A 14,458-nucleotide genomic window follows, 5' to 3' on the forward strand; every position below is an offset into this window, starting at 1 on the left:
CGTCATTCCATCAACGCAGCAAGGTGGCGGGGTCGGCGCGCAGCAGGCCGCGCATGGCGCCCAGGCCCGAGAGCAAGGCCAGCAAGCCGATCAGCACGGCGCATGCCAGCAGCGCTTGGCCACTGAGCGCCACCGGTACGCGGTAGACCTGGGCCAAAGACAGCAGGGCGAGGCTGGCCAATGCCGCCAGCAGCAGGCCCAGCCCGCCGATCCAGCAGGCCTGCTCCACCACCACGCGGCCCAGGGCCGAGCGGCTGACGCCCAGCGCATTGAGCACGGCGTATTCGCGGGCTGATCCGGTGACCACGGTCTTGAGCGATTGGCTGGTGACCACGGCGCCTACCAGGCTGACGACGATGGCCATGAAGAGCACGCCGGCGCCGGCGCCGGTGTCGAACATCCAGTAGCGCTGTGAGCGGTGGGCAAAGGTGTTGGCGCTCCAGGCCTCGTGCGGGCCAAAGTTCTGGCCGGACTGGTTCAAGCGCTGCTCCACGGCCCGGGCCTGGCTGCCCGGGCGCAAGCGCGCTACCAGGTAGGTGCTGCCCTGGGCGGCGCTTTGGCCGGCTATCTCGCGCGCACTTTCAAGCGAGCTGATCACGTTGACCGCGCCCAGCCCGCGCAGGCCGTCCACCGCGGCCACGACCCGCACCGGGTGGTTGTTGATCCAGGCGCGGCCGCCTTCTTGGCTGGCCAAGGTGCCCAGATCGGCGCGGTCGACAATGACCGCCCCGGGCTCGCGCAGCAGCGCCCGTTGCCAAGGCCGCAGCACCTGGTCAAACATCATGGCCGACGGGCCGCTGGCAATGCCCGAGAGGTAGATCGACACACCGCCCGCCGCCTGGGCGCTGCCGGTGGCGGCACGCCAGTCGCCGTCTACCCAGACATAGGGCTCCACGGTGCTGATGTCAGGGTCCATGCGCAAGCGCATCTCCACATCGGCGCTGATGTTGCGGCCAAAGTTGACGCTTTGGGTGCCGGGGTAGCCGACCCACAGATCGGCCGAGCTGGCGTTGACGTAAATGGCGGCACTGCTGAAGATGCCCAGCACCAAGGCGGCTTGCATGACCAGCAGCACGCCGGCAAAGCCGACGGCAAAGATCGACGGCACAAAGCGCCGCCACTCATGGACCAGGGTTTTACGGGCCAGGGCGATCATGGCTTTGCCTCGGGCGCGGTCGCGGCTGCCTCGGGCAAAGGCGCACCGCCCAAGGCTTTGTACAAGCTGACATAGGCCAGCGCCTGGCTGGCCTGGGCCACGACTTGTTCGGACCGGTTTTGCAGCAGAGCGCGTTGCTCGTTGGCCCGCTGGTAAGCGCCGGCCAGGCCCAGTTGCTCACGCCGCTGCTGCAGCGCATCGCGGGCCGCAATTTGCCGGGCAGTTTGAGCCAGGCCAGTCATGCGGGCTTGTTGCGCTTGCAGTGCGGCCAGGGCGGCTTCCACTTCGGAAATGCTCTCCAGCACGCTTTGGCGGTAACCCAGCACGGCGACATCCAGGGCGGCCTCGTCGCCGGCGGCTTGCGAGCGGCGGCGGCTCCAGTCAAACAGCGGAATGTCGATCACCGGGCCCAGCACGGGAATGTGGTCCGAGGTGGTGCGGTGGTTTTGCGTGAGGTTGTACGAAAAAAGCAGGGAGCCGCCCAACGCGAAGCGCGGCTTCAAGGCCGCACGCGACAGGCCCAGCGCCGCAGCTGCGCGCAAGACGCCGGCTTCGGCCGCCTGGATATCGGGGCGGGTGCGCAGCAAGTCGGCCGGCAGCATCTCCAGCTGCAAAGGCGGGGGCGCAGGCAGGCGCGCATCGGCGCTGCGGGCCAGCCAGGCCGGGTCTGGGCGCGCTTGCCCCAGCAGCAAGGCCAGGGCATGGGCCGCGCGCGCCTGGCTCTCTTGCAAGGCGCTGTCTTGTTTTTGGCTTTGGGTCAGCTGCAACTGTGCCTGGTAGACGGCCTCGGAGCCATCCAGGCGTTGGGCCAGCCGCACTTGCGCCCAATGCAGCGTGCGCTCGTCGAGGGCGACGCGCTCGCCGAGCAATTGACGCTGGGCTTGCGCCATGCGGATGTCCAGCCAGCGGTGTACGACATCGGCTACCAGCGCCACCTGTGCGGCCTCCAGCTGGGCCTGGGCGCTCAGCAGCTCGGCCCGCGCAGCCTGGGTATGGGATTCGCGGGCCCCAAACAGGCCCAGATCCCAGACCATGTCGATGCTGGCATGAAAGTAGGAGTCGATGGCTGCAACATCTTGCAAGGTGCGGATATTGCCATTGAGCTCAGGCCGGTAGGCTGCATCGGCCACGCCTTGCAGCAGGCGCTGCTGGCGCAGGCGGCCGCGGGCTTGGGCCAGGCTCAGGTTCTGCGCCAGGGCTTGCTCTACCAAGGCGTTGAGCTGGGGCTCGTTCCAGCTGCGCCACCAGGTGGCCAGGTCGCTGGCGCGCAGTCGTGTGGCGCCGGGCGCGCCCTGAGCGCCGGTGTCTGTGGCTTGCTGCCAGCTCGCAGGCGTAGAGCGGTCCAGCACCGCCTGGGGCGGCGCGGTGCAGCCGCCAAGCATGAGCAGTGCAAGGCTGGACAGGGTGCAAAGGGCAGGGGTTCTCACTCGGGTGCAGGGTCAGAATGGGCAAATATGGCAGTCGGACGGCGGTGCTGATCAGCCAAGGCGCCAGGCCATGGCTTTGATCTTCGCCAACACAACTGCTGCCATTGGGGCCCAGCAAGCTTGCGCAAAGGTGCACTATTGATGGAGAAAACATGGAGGCGCGACAGTGCCCCCAAAAAACCGACTCAACGCCATAATGGCCCCAGAAATTTGTGCCACCCAGGCGTTTCCCGCGCCCGGCACTGCCTTGTGATGAAACCTAATCAAGCCCCTATTGCTGCACCTTTGGTCCTGGTCGTTGAGGATGAGCCCGGCATTGCCACCATCTTGCGAGCCTATCTGGAGCGAGACGGCCTGCGAGCCCAGCTGGCCGAAGATGGTGCCGAAGCCCTGCAGACTTTTCGCAGCCTGAGGCCCGACCTGGTGTTGCTCGATATCCACTTGCCAACGATGGACGGCATCGACGTGCTGCGCAGCATCCGGGACCAGGGGCAAACGCCGGTGATCATGGTCACTGCCTTGGCCGACGACGTAGACAAACTGGTGGCATTGCGCCTGGGGGCGGACGACTATGTCGTCAAGCCCTTCAATCCGGCGGAAGTGGTGGCCCGGGTGCGGGCGGTCTTGCGCCGCAGCCAGGCAAAAGCCGAGCCCCAGGCGGCACCGATCCGGGTGGGTGCGCTGGAGATCAATGCCGAGGAGCACAGCGCCCTGGTCTATGACGAGGCCGGCCGCAGCAAGCCCTTGTCGCTGACGCTGACCGAGTTTCGGCTGCTCGCGCTGCTCGCGGCCCAGCCCAAGCGTTGTTTTTCGCGGGCGCACCTGATTGAGCACTGCCTGCCCGAGAGCGATGCGCTTGAGCGCGTGATCGACTCCCATCTCTCCAAATTGCGGCGCAAGCTGCAGCTGGCCGGCCAGGAACAATTGATTGAGACCGTGCGCGGCATCGGTTACCGGCTATGGCCCGAGGACTGAACCGCATCTGGGTGCGCTTTGGGCTGTGGATTGCCGGCACGGTCCTGAGCACGATGGCGCTGCTCTCGCTCAGCGCCTGGGGCATCTCCAAAGCACAAGACCATTATTTCTACCAGGCCTTGCCAGAGTCGGTGCGTGCCGAGTTTGAAGAACTCACCAGCGACGACATGGTGAGCGACCCGCAGCGGGTGATCCAGATCTATACCCAGTACTGGCCGGGCGGCTTGCTGTTCAGTGACCAGGTGTCCCTGCTGGTGGGCTTGTCCGTATGCTTGCCGTTTGGCCTGGCAGTGGGGTTTTGGGTATCGCGCTACGTCACGCGGCCACTGGCCTCGATTGTCGAGGTCGCGCAGCGGGTTGAGCGCGGCGATTTCGGTGCCCGGGCCGTGGTAGAGGGATCGACGGGCGAGATGGCCGATGTGGTGCTGACTTTCAACAAAATGGTCGATTCGCTGCAGGAGCTGGAATCGGAGCGCCTGGCCACCGCTGCCTCGATCTCGCACGAGCTGCGCACGCCCTTGTCGGTGCTCAAAGCGCATTTGCACGCGATTTGTGACGAGGTGATCGAGCCGAGCGCGCAAGAGTTCCAGGCCTTGCTCACGCAAACCGAGCACTTGGGGCGGCTGGTGGACGATCTGCACACCTTGTCGATCGCCGATGCGGGAAAAATCTCGCTGCAAAAGCAGAGGTTGAATCTGGCTGCCTTGGTGGCCGAGGTGTTGGAGCAACTGCAGCCACAGCTGCAGGCCGCCGGCATGCAGGCGCAGCTGTCGCAGCCGGAAGACGAGCAAGCCAGCGATATCCGGGCCGACCCGGACCGCATGCGGCAAATCGTCTTCAACCTGGTGAGCAATGCGATTCGCCATGCCCGTGAAGGCCATTGGCTGGGGCTGAGCATTGCCTGTGTCGCAGCACAGGCGGACGAGGACGAGCAGGACGAAGGGCCCTGGGTGCAATTGCAGGTGGACGATGCCGGGCCGGGCTTGCCGCAGGAGCTGCGCGCGCACCCGTTTCAGCGTTTCGCCCAGGCGCCTGGGCGGCGCCGGCGCGAAGGCTCAGGGCTGGGCTTGTCCATTGTGCGTGTGCTGACCGAGGCCCAAGGCGGGCAAGTGCAGGCCGGAAGCTCAGAGCGGGGCGGGGCGCGCTTTACCTTGCGCTTTGCGCAGGCCTGAAAAAAGCCTGAACGCAGTCTCCACAAAATCCCCACATGCCAGCAGCACAATACCTCCCACCAGCCGCACGCAGTTGTGGCGGAATTGAACCGGGGAGCCGGACGCTCGTGTAAAGCGAGCTTCTTGCGTTTTGCAGTTGGCGGTGGGAATGGATTCTTTTTTCGTTTTTTGGGTTCAGCACTGGCAGCGCGCCGTCGATGGCATCAGCACCCATCTCGTCGTGCCCGCAGTAAATGCTCTAGGCCTAGCGCAGGCAGTGGGCGATCCGCGCGAGATTGCGCAGGCCGCACTGATTGCGCTGCTGCAGCTGGTGCTGATTGCCGGCGTCATGCGGCCGCTGGAGAGCCTGATCCCGGCAGAACGCTGGAGCGACCGGCGCCACACCACGGTGGACCGCAATTTCACGCTGCTGATGCTGTTGGGCCTGTTCCCGCTGTTCAGCTTTGTTGTGCTGATGCCTTTCGCGCACCTGCTAGGCGGCGGCCCCGCCACGCCAGAGCCCAGCGGCCTCAAGGCCTGGTTTCCCTGGTTCGCCGAGCACCCCTATGTGGCCTTTGCGCTGTACTACATGGTCTACGACTGCGTGTACTACTGGATACACCGCGCCCAGCACGCCATTCCGTGGTGGTGGGCCATGCACAGCATGCACCACAGCCAGCGCCAGATGAGCTGCTGGAGCAATGACCGCAGCAACTATGTCGATGGCATGCTGCAATCGGTGCTGCTGGCGAGCGTGGGCCTGGTGCTGGGGGTGGACCCGTCGGAATTCGCCTTGCTGGGCCTGGTGAGTGAGCTGGTGCAAAACTTCTCGCATGCCAATGTGGCGCTGCGCCTGGGCTGGGTGGGCAAAGTGGGCGAGCGGCTGCTGATCGGGCCGCGTTTTCACCGCAACCACCACATGCTGCGCGATGCCAGCCGCCCCATGCGCCACCAATGCAATTTTGGCCAGGTACTGCCCTGGTGGGACCAGCTGTTTGGCACGGCGCTCTACCACAACGAGCCTCTGCGCCCCACCGGTGTGGGCGACCCGGAGGTCGATGCCGACAACGAGCGCGGCGTGATCAGCATGCAGTGGTACAGCACGCGCAGATTCTGGGGCGCCGTCACCTGCCGCGCCGGCTGGCGCCTGGGCGATGTTTCGTTTGGCCCTGGCTACCGGCCGGTGCATGACGAAGACACGGTCCATGGCGCGGATGGGCCTTCGCAAGCGCCAACGCAGCGGGCGGCGAAATAGCGGCTGGCGCTCAATCCGCCCGCATCTGCGCTTTGCGCGCCACCTCGCCCAGGCGCTGGTACTCGGCCTGGGTGAGCTGCTCCAGGGCTTCGGCGCTGGAGCCCTTGGGCGTGAAACCGGCCGCCTGCAGCTTCTCAACAATCACCGGGTCGGCCAGTGCCTGCGTCAAGGCGGTGTTGAGCTTGGCGACCACGGCTTTGTCGAGCTGGGCCGGTCCGTACACGCCAAACCAGGGGTCGACGGCATAGCCTGCCAGACCGGCTTCCGCCATGGTCGGCACGTTGGGCAGCGATGGGTTGCGCTCCTTGCCCGCCACGGCCAGCGCCTTGAGCTTGCCAGCCTGGATGTGCGGCAGCGAAGCGGGCAGGTTGTCAAACATGGCGGGCAGGTGGCCGCCCAGCATGTCGGTAATGCCGGGCACGCTGCCCTTGTAGGCCACGTGCGTCAGCTCCACGCCGGCCAGTTGGCCAAACATGGTGCCGGCCAGGTGCATGCTGGTGCCAGCGCCGGCCGTGCCGTATTGCAGGCCGGGATTTTTCTTGGCGTAGTCGATGAACTCTTTCACCGTGTTGGCCGGGAAGTCCTTGCGCACCTCGAAAACAATCGTTGAATAGCCCAGCATGCCGATGGCGCTGAAATCCTTGCGCGGGTCAAAGGCCATGCTTTTGTAGATGTGCGGATTGAGCGCGTTGGTAGAGATGGCGCCAAAGCCGATGGTGTAGCCGTCGGCCTTGGCTTTGGCCACCGCATCCATGCCGATGTTGCCGCCGGCACCCGGCTTGTTCTCGATCACCACGGGCTGGCCCAGGCTCTTGCCCATGTGCTCGCCCACCAGGCGCGCCACCAGATCGGTGGTGCCACCTGCAGCGTAGGGCACCACAAAGGCAATCGGTTTGCTGGGGAAAGCCTGGGCCAGCAGCGCAGGGCTGGCCAGCAGCAAGGGCGAAGCGGCGAGGGCGCTGAGCAGGACGCGGCGTTTCATGGCGGTCTCCGAGATTTTTTGATGAGCGAATGGTAAGCGCTGCGCTCAGTGTGGGCGAGCGCTTTTGTCGCGCAGGTGCCGCGCCCGCCGCCCCGTCAAAAGCGGATGATCCGGCCGCTTGGCGGCGCAATGGTGGGCGCGTCGCTGTCTGGCTGCAAACCCTGGTAATGCGCGCGCGGTCTGATGAGCTGGCCGCTGGCGCGCTGCTCCAGCGCATGCGCCATCCAGCCGGCCGTGCGGCCCAGCGCAAACAGCACAAAGGCTGCGCCTGGCGGCAGCTGCAGGCTGCGCTCGATGGCCACCAGCGCGTAGTCCAGGCTCGGGTGCTGGCCGGTTTGCACATGAACGGCTTGTAGCAGCCGTTCACGCACCGGGTCTGCAGGCAAGAGCGGCAGCAGATGCAGGCTGCGCGGATCGCCAGCTGGATAGAGCGGATGGCCAAAGCCCGCGCAGTAAGCCGGGCTGGGGCCGGCGCTGGTTTGGCGCAACAGGGCGGCCAGGCCAGCGGGCAATGCGTTGCGCTTGCGCTGCGGCTGGTGCCATTCATCCCAGTGCGAAGCGATCACCGCTGTCATGCCGCCGTGCAGCGGGCCGGACAAAGCGGCCAGCCCGGCGCCAATGCTGGCGTGCAAGCTGGCGCCGGTGGACGCCACCACGCGGGCGGCGAAACTGGAAGCATTGAGCTCGTGGTCGGCGCACAAAACCAGCGCTTGGCGCAGGAGGCTGCTTGCATTGGCGTCAAGCTGCCACCAACCGGCCAGTTGTTCGTGCAGTGGCGACAGTTTATGGCTGGCAGCAGTGGCACGCGGCAAGCCGACCAATACACGCGCCATGGCCTGCAGCAGCGCCAGCGCATCCGAAAGCGCAAATTCTGCAGCCTCATCACTGGGCAACTGGTGCCAGGCAGCCAGCGCCTGGGCGGGGCTGCGCGGCTGGCGTACGGGGCTGACTTGGCGCGTATTGCTCTGCTTGCGGCGCATGCCCGTTGCAACCGGGGCTTGCGCCAGCAGCAAAGCGGTAACTGCTTCTAGACTGACGTGCCGGGCCAGCGCGGTGGCGCTCTGGCCGCGGTAGTAGAGCTGGCCGTTTTGCACCTGGGTGATGGCCGAGCTCAGCACGGGTGTGCCCCAGTCGAGCGTGGATTGCGCCAGGCGCGCCGGGTTGCGTATGCTTTGGCGCTGGCGGGCAAGGCGTTGCACATCGGCGCGCGCGTAAACACGGCCTCGCTGGCCGGGGCGCGCATGTGCTTGCAACAAGCCACGGCTGACATAGCTGTAGAGGCTGGCACGTTGCACGCCCAGGGCGGCGGCCGCTTGTTGGCTGGTGAGCCAGGGCGAATCGTGGTCGACAGAGAAAGCAGCAGCAGGGTGGGCCATGCGCCATGCTAGCGCCTGGCGCGGCTGGCGCACAGCTGTATTGGCCCAATCAAGATTGACGCAGCCGCGCAGCAGGCGTGCAATGGCGTTCCAGTTATCGACGGAGTCCCAATGCCTACCCACCCAGCGATCGACAGTACCAGCCAAGAAATCTGCCATGCCGCCGCACGCCGCAGCATCCACGAGCAGTGGCAGTTGGCCGGCTTGCCTGGTGCGCCTGCGCTGGATGCACAAGCATTGCAGCTGCAGGGCGATGGCACCGGCTATGCATCGAGCTTCAGGGTGGATGTGGCAGCGGCGGCTTCAGTTGCCGCTGCCGGGGTGGCGGCTGCGCAGTTGGGTGCATTGCGCAGCGGTAGCGAGCCAGCGCAAGTACAAGTGGATGTGGGCCATGCGCTGGCGGAGACGACTGGCTATTTCACGCTCGATGGCGTGCAGCCCGATCTCTGGGCGGCAGTCTCTGGCTTGTACCAGTGCGCTGATGGCTGGCTGCGCGTGCATGCCAATTTTGCACACCACCGCGACGGCGTGTTGCAGCTCTTGGATCTGCCTGTGGGCAGTGCCACCACCAAGCAGCAGGTAGCGCAGGCTTTGCTGGCCCGCTCGGCCCAGGCATTTGAGGCGCAGGCGGCGGAGCGCGGTTTGGTGGTGGCGGCAGCGCGGTCGCCGCAGGAATGGGCTGCGCACCCGCAATCGGCTGCGGTAGCGGAGCAGCCCTTGGTGCAGATCAGCCAGCTCGATGCAGCACAGCCTGCGCCGCCAATGGCATGGCCAGCGCAGAAGGGCACGCAGCCCTTGAGCGGCCTGCGCGTGCTCGATCTGACGCGCATTCTGGCCGGCCCGGTGGCCGCGCGCACGCTCGCCTGGCATGGCGCCGATGTGTTGATGGTGAATGGCCCGGGCTTACCCAATATCGAGGCGATTGCCGATGTCAGCCGGGGCAAGCGCTCGGCTTTGCTGGATTTGAAATCGCCCGCTGGCCAGGCGCAGTTTGCGCAGTTGCTGGGGCAAGCGCAGGTCATGCTGCAGGGCTACCACCCGGGCAGTCTGGATGCGCTGGGCTTTGGCCCGCAGGCGGCGGCGCAACTGCGGCCCGGCATTGTTTATGCCAGCCTGTCGGCCTATGGCCGCAGCGGGCCTTGGGCGGACCGGCGCGGTTTTGATTCGCTGGTGCAAACCGCCAGTGGCATCAACTGGGCCGAGGGCCAGGCCTGGGGCGGTGGCTTGCGTGCCTTGCCGATGCAGATTCTCGATTACTCGGCCGGTTTTTGGCTGGCCTTTGGCATACAGGCGGCGCTGTACCGCCAGGCCACGCAAGGCGGCAGCTGGCATGTGCAGGTGTCGTTGGCGCGGGTGGCGCAGTGGCTCAAAGAACTGGGCGAGCAGCCGGTCCAAACGCCAACCACTGCTACAGAAGCTGAACGGGCAGCGCGCTTGGCGCCGTATCTGGAGACTCTGCCCAGCGGTTTTGGCTCGTTGTGCGCTGTGCGCCACAGCGCCAACCTGAGCGGAGCAAATGCGCACTGGCCGCATCCGGCCGTGCCGCCTGGCAGCGATACGCCGCAGTGGTGAGTGCTGACGTTATTTGTGAAACGGGGTATCGCCTGGCGGGTCATTGGTCAAGTCAATAGCCAAACGTCTGTATCTGGCATCGCTGCGGGCGGCTGTAGCCTGGGTGACGCTGTGGCAAAATTTTTGCCTTCACGTTGTGGCGTAGCAGGGCCTGGCCGATTATTGGGGCCGCGCAGGCTGCGCCGCGTATGACCCTGGCACCCCGGTGCCGCGCCAGTGCTGGTTGTGGCCGGGCTGGCATTTTTAAAACTCACCATGCCAAGCCTTCGCCGTTCCCTGTTGGCCGCTGCCCTTGTGGCCGCTGCCGGTCTTGCCACCACCTCCGTCGCATTGGCGGCCGACAAGGACTGGCCGCAGCGCCCGATCACCTTGATCGTGCCTTTCAGTGCCGGTGGCAACGTGGATTTTCAGGCCCGTCTGATCGGTCAGAAGCTGGGCGAGCGCCTGGGCCAGTCGGTGGTGGTGGACAACGTGGCCGGCGCGGGCGGCGTGCTCGGCGTGGCCAAGGCCATCCATGCCAAGCCCGACGGCTACACCCTGGTGATGGGCTTTGACGGCCCGATCAGCGTGGCCGAGCTGGTGAACAGCAGCGTCAAGTACAACGCCGAAAAAGACCTGGCCCCGATCGGCCTGGTGAGCGTGGCCCCGGTGGTGCTGATGGCCCGCCCCGGCCTGCCGGCCAAGAGCATGCAAGAGCTGATCGAGCTGGCGAAAAAAGAACCGGGCAAGATCACCTACGCCACCTCTGGCGTGGGCACGGTGCTGCACCTGGCCATGGAAATGGTGCAAGAGCGCACTGGCACGCAGATGGTGCACGTGCCTTACCGCGGCGGCGCGCAGATCACCAACGATGTGATGGGCGGCCAGGTGGACACCGGCTACCTGGTCACCACCAGCGCTACGCCGCTGGTCAACCAAGGCAAGCTGGCCGCGCTGGGTGTGACCTCGGCCAAGCGCAATGAATCGATCCCCAATGTGCCGGCCTTTGCCGAAACGCCAGCGCTCAAGGGCTTTGAGATCAATACCTGGACGGGCTTGTTTGCGCCTGCCAAGACGCCCGCGCCCATTGTGCAGCGCATGGCGACCGAGCTGAGCGCCGTGCTGCAGATGCCTGAGGTGCAGCAGCGCCTGAAAGAAGGCGGTGCCACGCCGGGCACCGGTACGCCCCAGAGTTTTGCCGCCTACCTGAAAAAGGAAAAGGCCAGCTACGCGGCCATCGTCAAGAGCGCCAATATCCAGCAAGAGTAAGCGGAGAGTCAGTCCCCCATGGTCCAGCCCCTGAACCCCATCCACGCCGAGATCCACCCGCCCGTGCTGCCAGAGGTAGCCGCCATCACCGAGGAAATGCTGGCGCTGCGCCACGATCTGCACGCCCACCCGGAGCTGGCTTACCAGGAGCACCGCACCGGCGATGTGGTGGCGGCCCAGCTGGCCGCCTGGGGTTACGAGGTGCACCGTGGATTGGGAGATACCGGCGTGGTGGGCCAGCTGCGCTGCGGCAATGGCGGCGCGGGCAAGCGCCTGGGTTTGCGCGCCGATATGGATGCGCTGCCGATTCTCGAAGCCACCGGCCTGCCTTACGCCAGCCGCCATAACGGCAAAATGCACGCTTGTGGCCACGACGGCCATACGGCCACCTTGCTCGCCGCCGCTAAAGTGCTGGCCGCGCACAAAGACCGTTTGCAAGGCACGCTGAACCTGATTTTTCAGCCGGCGGAAGAAGGCCATGGCGGCGCCAAGAAGATGGTGGAGCAGGGCTTGTTTGAGCGCTTCCCTTGCGATGCGATTTACGCCTTCCACAACGAGCCGGGTTACCCGGCCGGGCACTTCGGCTTTCGCACCGGCGTGATGTATTCGAGCTCGGACACGGCCATCATCACCGTGCGCGGCAAGGGCGGCCACGGCGCCATGCCGCATGTGGCGGTGGACCCGATTGTGGTGGCCTCGCACCTGGTGCTGGCGCTGCAGACCATCCGCTCACGCGAGGTGGACCCGAACGACATGGCGATTGTCACCATCGGCGCCATCCACGCTGGCGATGCGCCCAACGTCATTCCCGAGAGCTGCGAGCTGCGCCTGACCATTCGTGCCCGCACGCCTGAAGTGCGTCAGCAGCTGCGCGAGCGCATCACCGAAATCGCACAAGCGCAAGCCGCTGTGCACCGCGCCACGGCCGATGTGAACTACATCTGGCGCTACCCGCCCGTGATCAATGACGCCGCCGCCACCGATTTTGCAGTGGGCGTGGCGCGCGATTTTCTGGGCGACGAATGGCTGATTCCCGATCTGCAGCCGCTGCAGGCGAGCGATGACTTCAGCTTCATGCTCAACGAAGTGCCGGGCAACTATTTCATTGTCGGCAACGGCATGGGCCCGGGCGGTTGCATGGTGCACCACCCAGCCTACGACTTCAACGACAACCTGCTGCCGGTGACCGCCTCGTATTGGGTCAAGCTGGCCGAAGCCTATTTGCGCGCCTGAGCCTGTTAACGCCGCTTTAACACCGCTTAGGGCGCGCCGCGCCTCTGGATTGATTGCATGACCTCCGTAGACCTCTCCGGCCAGAACCTGCCGGGTTTTGACGCCACCACCGATTACTGGCAAGCCATCGTCAGCGAGCAAGCGCTGGCGCAATCGCCGCTGCCGCCTTATGCGCGCAGCTACCCGGCGCGCCTGCCCGATGGCCGCTATCTGGTGCTGCCCTTGCGCGGCATGCCCACGGCCGATGGCTCGGTGCCCGACCGCTGCGTGGCGTCGCTCATCGCCAACCAGGCCGCGCTTGCTGTGGTGGAGCAATTGGCGCAGCACATGGCCGATGCCGCGCAGCAGCACGCGTTTGACGTGGTGGTGGGCTTGCCTACGCTGGGCCTGGCCTTTGCGCCGCTGGTAGCGCAGCGCCTGGGCCACAGCCGCTTTGTGCCGCTGGGCTATTCGCGCAAATACTGGTACCGCGAGGAGCTGTCTGAGCCGGTCAGCTCCATCACCACGCCGGGCAAGGGCAAGCTGCTTTATATCGACCCGAACCAGCTCAGCCTGGTGCAAGGCAAGCGCGTGCTGGTGGTGGACGATGCCGTCAGCTCGGGCACCACCATGGTCTCGGGCCTGGCGCTGCTGCAGCGCTGCGGTGCCGAAGTGGCTGCCATTGCCGTAGCCATGCGCCAAGGCACGCAATGGCAAAGCAAGCTGCTGCGCGCCGATGGATCGCGCATCCCCGTGGTGGGCGCTTTTGACTGCCCGCGCATGGAGCGCCGCGCCGACGGCTGGTGGCCGGAAAGCGCCTGAATCTCAGGTCAAGGCGCCACGGCCATCGACGCGGATGATCTGCTCCACCACTCCGCTCGCGAGCCCGCCGCGTACGCCGATCAGGTAGTTGTGCAGATTGACTGTGGGGTCGCAGTGGCCGGGCACCAGCCATAGCGTATCGCCGAGCGCGGGCAGCCAGCCTGTGTTGTTGCCGGCTTCGACGTTGGGGTGCAGCACGCCGTGCTCGTCGCCACCATTGGCAAAACGCAGCGCGTGCAGACTGGCAAAACCATGCACGGTGGGCAGGCCGGAATCGATGGCATGCGCTTTGTGGCCGGCATCGCAGACCGCACGTTGGCCGTTGTGCGACATGACCTGGGTTTGCACAAACAGCGCGTGCTCAAACGCGGGCTGGGCCGGGTCGCGCTCGTTGACCGCGTAGTCGGCATCCATGAAGAGAAAAGAGCCGGGCTGGATCTCGCCATAAACGCCGCTGGCCGCCTCGTTGACCATGGTGCCGGTGCCAGCGCCGGTGACCAGCGGGATGGCTATGCCCGCTTGCTCCAACGCTTGGCGGGTGAGCTGTACCAGCTGGAGCACGCGCCCAATCGTGGCCTTGCGCTCGGCTGCCGTGCGCAAATGCTGGGCACCGCCGTGGTAAGCCTGCAAGCCGGCAAAGCGCAAAACCGGCTGGGCCAGAATGGCGCGGGCCAGTTGCACGGCTTGCGGGCCGGGCTCTACGCCGCAGCGGTTCTGGCCCACATTGATCTCCACCAGCACATCCACCGCCGCCGCGCCAGCCTGCGCTGCTGCCAAAGCCTGGGCCAGCCGGGCAATGCCGGTTTCGCTGTCCACGGCAATCGCCAGCCGGCCGCCTTGTGCGTTCAGCGTTTGGGCCAGCGCTGCCACGCGGGCCAGCTTGCTGGGCGAGACGATTTCGTTGCTGATGAAGATATTGCGGACGCCGCCACTGGCCAGGGCTTCGGCCTCGGCCAGTTTTTGCACGCAATGGCCCACGGCGCCGGCCTGCTCTAGCCAGTGGGCGATTTGCGCGCTTTTGTGCAGCTTGGCGTGCGGCCGCCAGAGCACGCCGTGCTGGCGGGCGAATGCAGCCATGCGCTCAATATTGCGCTGCATGGCGTCCAGGTCTATGACCAGGGCAGGGGTATCGATCTGGCTGCCGGGCTGGCCGATCAGGGATTGCAAAGCGGGTGGCAGGCTGGACATGGTGATGGCGGATGGGGAAACGAGGGCGCCAGCTTAGCAAAAGCGGGCGGCCGCCAGCGTCGCATCGGTAGGGCTGTTGCAGGCGCTGCCGGGC

General features: G+C 65.9%; 12 protein-coding genes. 7 read left to right on the forward strand and 5 right to left on the reverse strand.

All coding sequences use genetic code 11. The features are described from left to right. Positions 1 to 10: 10 nt before the first annotated feature. Together ACFIQF_RS14140 and ACFIQF_RS14145 are read right to left on the reverse strand one after the other, a co-directional pair. Positions 11 to 1,156, reverse strand: a complete 1,146-nt coding sequence (locus ACFIQF_RS14140; protein ID WP_393943794.1) for an FtsX-like permease family protein — start codon at positions 1,154 to 1,156, stop codon at positions 11 to 13. Further along, positions 1,153 to 2,538: a TolC family protein gene (locus tag ACFIQF_RS14145; protein WP_393943795.1), complete on the reverse strand. Its 1,386-nt coding sequence runs from the start codon at positions 2,536 to 2,538 to the stop codon at positions 1,153 to 1,155. Before ACFIQF_RS14145 ends, ACFIQF_RS14140 begins: the two co-directional genes overlap by 4 nt. 297 nt (positions 2,539 to 2,835) lie before the next feature. On the opposite strand from ACFIQF_RS14145, the gene ACFIQF_RS14150 reads away from it, so the two are divergent. The 3 genes from ACFIQF_RS14150 (at position 2,836) to ACFIQF_RS14160 (ending at position 5,964) form a co-directional block, all read left to right on the forward strand. Beyond that, positions 2,836 to 3,558, forward strand: coding sequence for a response regulator (locus ACFIQF_RS14150; protein WP_393943796.1), 723 nt, complete (start codon positions 2,836 to 2,838; stop codon positions 3,556 to 3,558). After that, positions 3,543 to 4,730 carry a sensor histidine kinase gene (locus ACFIQF_RS14155; RefSeq protein ID WP_393943798.1) on the forward strand — a complete coding sequence of 396 codons (1,188 nt, stop codon included), beginning with the start codon at positions 3,543 to 3,545 and terminating at the stop codon, positions 4,728 to 4,730. Before ACFIQF_RS14150 ends, ACFIQF_RS14155 begins: the two co-directional genes overlap by 16 nt. 148 nt (positions 4,731 to 4,878) lie before the next feature. Further along, complete coding sequence (locus tag ACFIQF_RS14160) at positions 4,879 to 5,964, forward strand: sterol desaturase family protein (protein WP_393943800.1); 1,086 nt, start codon at positions 4,879 to 4,881, stop codon at positions 5,962 to 5,964. A gap of 10 nt (positions 5,965 to 5,974) precedes the next feature. On the opposite strand, the gene ACFIQF_RS14165 is transcribed toward ACFIQF_RS14160, so the two are convergent. Beyond that, the gene (locus ACFIQF_RS14165; RefSeq protein WP_393943802.1) at positions 5,975 to 6,946 is read right to left on the reverse strand and encodes a Bug family tripartite tricarboxylate transporter substrate binding protein; all 972 of its coding nucleotides are present in this window, start codon (positions 6,944 to 6,946) and stop codon (positions 5,975 to 5,977) included. A 95-nt stretch (positions 6,947 to 7,041) separates the two neighbouring features. Continuing rightward, positions 7,042 to 8,322 (reverse strand): citrate synthase family protein, encoded by a 1,281-nt coding sequence (locus ACFIQF_RS14170; RefSeq protein ID WP_393943803.1) that lies wholly within the window; start codon positions 8,320 to 8,322, stop codon positions 7,042 to 7,044. A gap of 111 nt (positions 8,323 to 8,433) precedes the next feature. Between ACFIQF_RS14170 and ACFIQF_RS14175 the strand changes: the two genes are divergently transcribed. The 4 genes from ACFIQF_RS14175 to ACFIQF_RS14190 all read left to right on the forward strand — a co-directional run bounded on the left by ACFIQF_RS14175 (position 8,434) and on the right by ACFIQF_RS14190 (position 13,176). Further along, positions 8,434 to 9,894 carry a CoA transferase gene (locus ACFIQF_RS14175; RefSeq protein ID WP_393943805.1) on the forward strand — a complete coding sequence of 487 codons (1,461 nt, stop codon included), beginning with the start codon at positions 8,434 to 8,436 and terminating at the stop codon, positions 9,892 to 9,894. A 255-nt stretch (positions 9,895 to 10,149) separates the two neighbouring features. Then, positions 10,150 to 11,142 carry a Bug family tripartite tricarboxylate transporter substrate binding protein gene (locus ACFIQF_RS14180; RefSeq protein ID WP_393943807.1) on the forward strand — a complete coding sequence of 331 codons (993 nt, stop codon included), beginning with the start codon at positions 10,150 to 10,152 and terminating at the stop codon, positions 11,140 to 11,142. Between the two features lie 18 nt (positions 11,143 to 11,160). Then, positions 11,161 to 12,375 carry a M20 aminoacylase family protein gene (locus ACFIQF_RS14185; protein WP_393943808.1) on the forward strand — a complete coding sequence of 405 codons (1,215 nt, stop codon included), beginning with the start codon at positions 11,161 to 11,163 and terminating at the stop codon, positions 12,373 to 12,375. A 57-nt stretch (positions 12,376 to 12,432) separates the two neighbouring features. Next, entirely contained in the window at positions 12,433 to 13,176 is a 744-nt protein-coding gene (locus ACFIQF_RS14190; RefSeq protein WP_393943809.1) for a phosphoribosyltransferase, read from the forward strand. 3 nt (positions 13,177 to 13,179) lie between these two features. Here ACFIQF_RS14190 and ACFIQF_RS14195 read toward each other — a convergent pair whose 3' ends face one another. After that, entirely contained in the window at positions 13,180 to 14,364 is a 1,185-nt protein-coding gene (locus ACFIQF_RS14195; protein ID WP_393943811.1) for a DSD1 family PLP-dependent enzyme, read from the reverse strand. Positions 14,365 to 14,458: the final 94 nt, after the last annotated feature.

Source organism: Comamonas trifloxystrobinivorans (genome assembly GCF_043359985.1).
Classification (GTDB): domain Bacteria; phylum Pseudomonadota; class Gammaproteobacteria; order Burkholderiales; family Burkholderiaceae_C; genus Comamonas; species Comamonas trifloxystrobinivorans.

Excerpts from the sequence above, each read along its gene's own strand:
- ACFIQF_RS14185 (WP_393943808.1), top strand. The coding sequence starts at position 11,161 with ATGGTCCAGCCCCTGAACCCCATCCACGCCGAGATCCACCCGCCCGTG.
- ACFIQF_RS14190 (WP_393943809.1), top strand. The coding sequence starts at position 12,433 with ATGACCTCCGTAGACCTCTCCGGCCAGAACCTGCCGGGTTTTGACGCC.
- ACFIQF_RS14150 (WP_393943796.1), top strand. The coding sequence starts at position 2,836 with ATGAAACCTAATCAAGCCCCTATTGCTGCACCTTTGGTCCTGGTCGTT.
- ACFIQF_RS14195 (WP_393943811.1), bottom strand. The coding sequence starts at position 14,364 with ATGTCCAGCCTGCCACCCGCTTTGCAATCCCTGATCGGCCAGCCCGGC.
- ACFIQF_RS14140 (WP_393943794.1), bottom strand. The coding sequence starts at position 1,156 with ATGATCGCCCTGGCCCGTAAAACCCTGGTCCATGAGTGGCGGCGCTTT.
- ACFIQF_RS14165 (WP_393943802.1), bottom strand. The coding sequence starts at position 6,946 with ATGAAACGCCGCGTCCTGCTCAGCGCCCTCGCCGCTTCGCCCTTGCTG.
- ACFIQF_RS14145 (WP_393943795.1), bottom strand. The coding sequence starts at position 2,538 with ATGCTTGGCGGCTGCACCGCGCCGCCCCAGGCGGTGCTGGACCGCTCT.
- ACFIQF_RS14175 (WP_393943805.1), top strand. The coding sequence starts at position 8,434 with ATGCCTACCCACCCAGCGATCGACAGTACCAGCCAAGAAATCTGCCAT.
- ACFIQF_RS14155 (WP_393943798.1), top strand. The coding sequence starts at position 3,543 with ATGGCCCGAGGACTGAACCGCATCTGGGTGCGCTTTGGGCTGTGGATT.
- ACFIQF_RS14160 (WP_393943800.1), top strand. The coding sequence starts at position 4,879 with ATGGATTCTTTTTTCGTTTTTTGGGTTCAGCACTGGCAGCGCGCCGTC.
- ACFIQF_RS14170 (WP_393943803.1), bottom strand. The coding sequence starts at position 8,322 with ATGGCCCACCCTGCTGCTGCTTTCTCTGTCGACCACGATTCGCCCTGG.
- ACFIQF_RS14180 (WP_393943807.1), top strand. The coding sequence starts at position 10,150 with ATGCCAAGCCTTCGCCGTTCCCTGTTGGCCGCTGCCCTTGTGGCCGCT.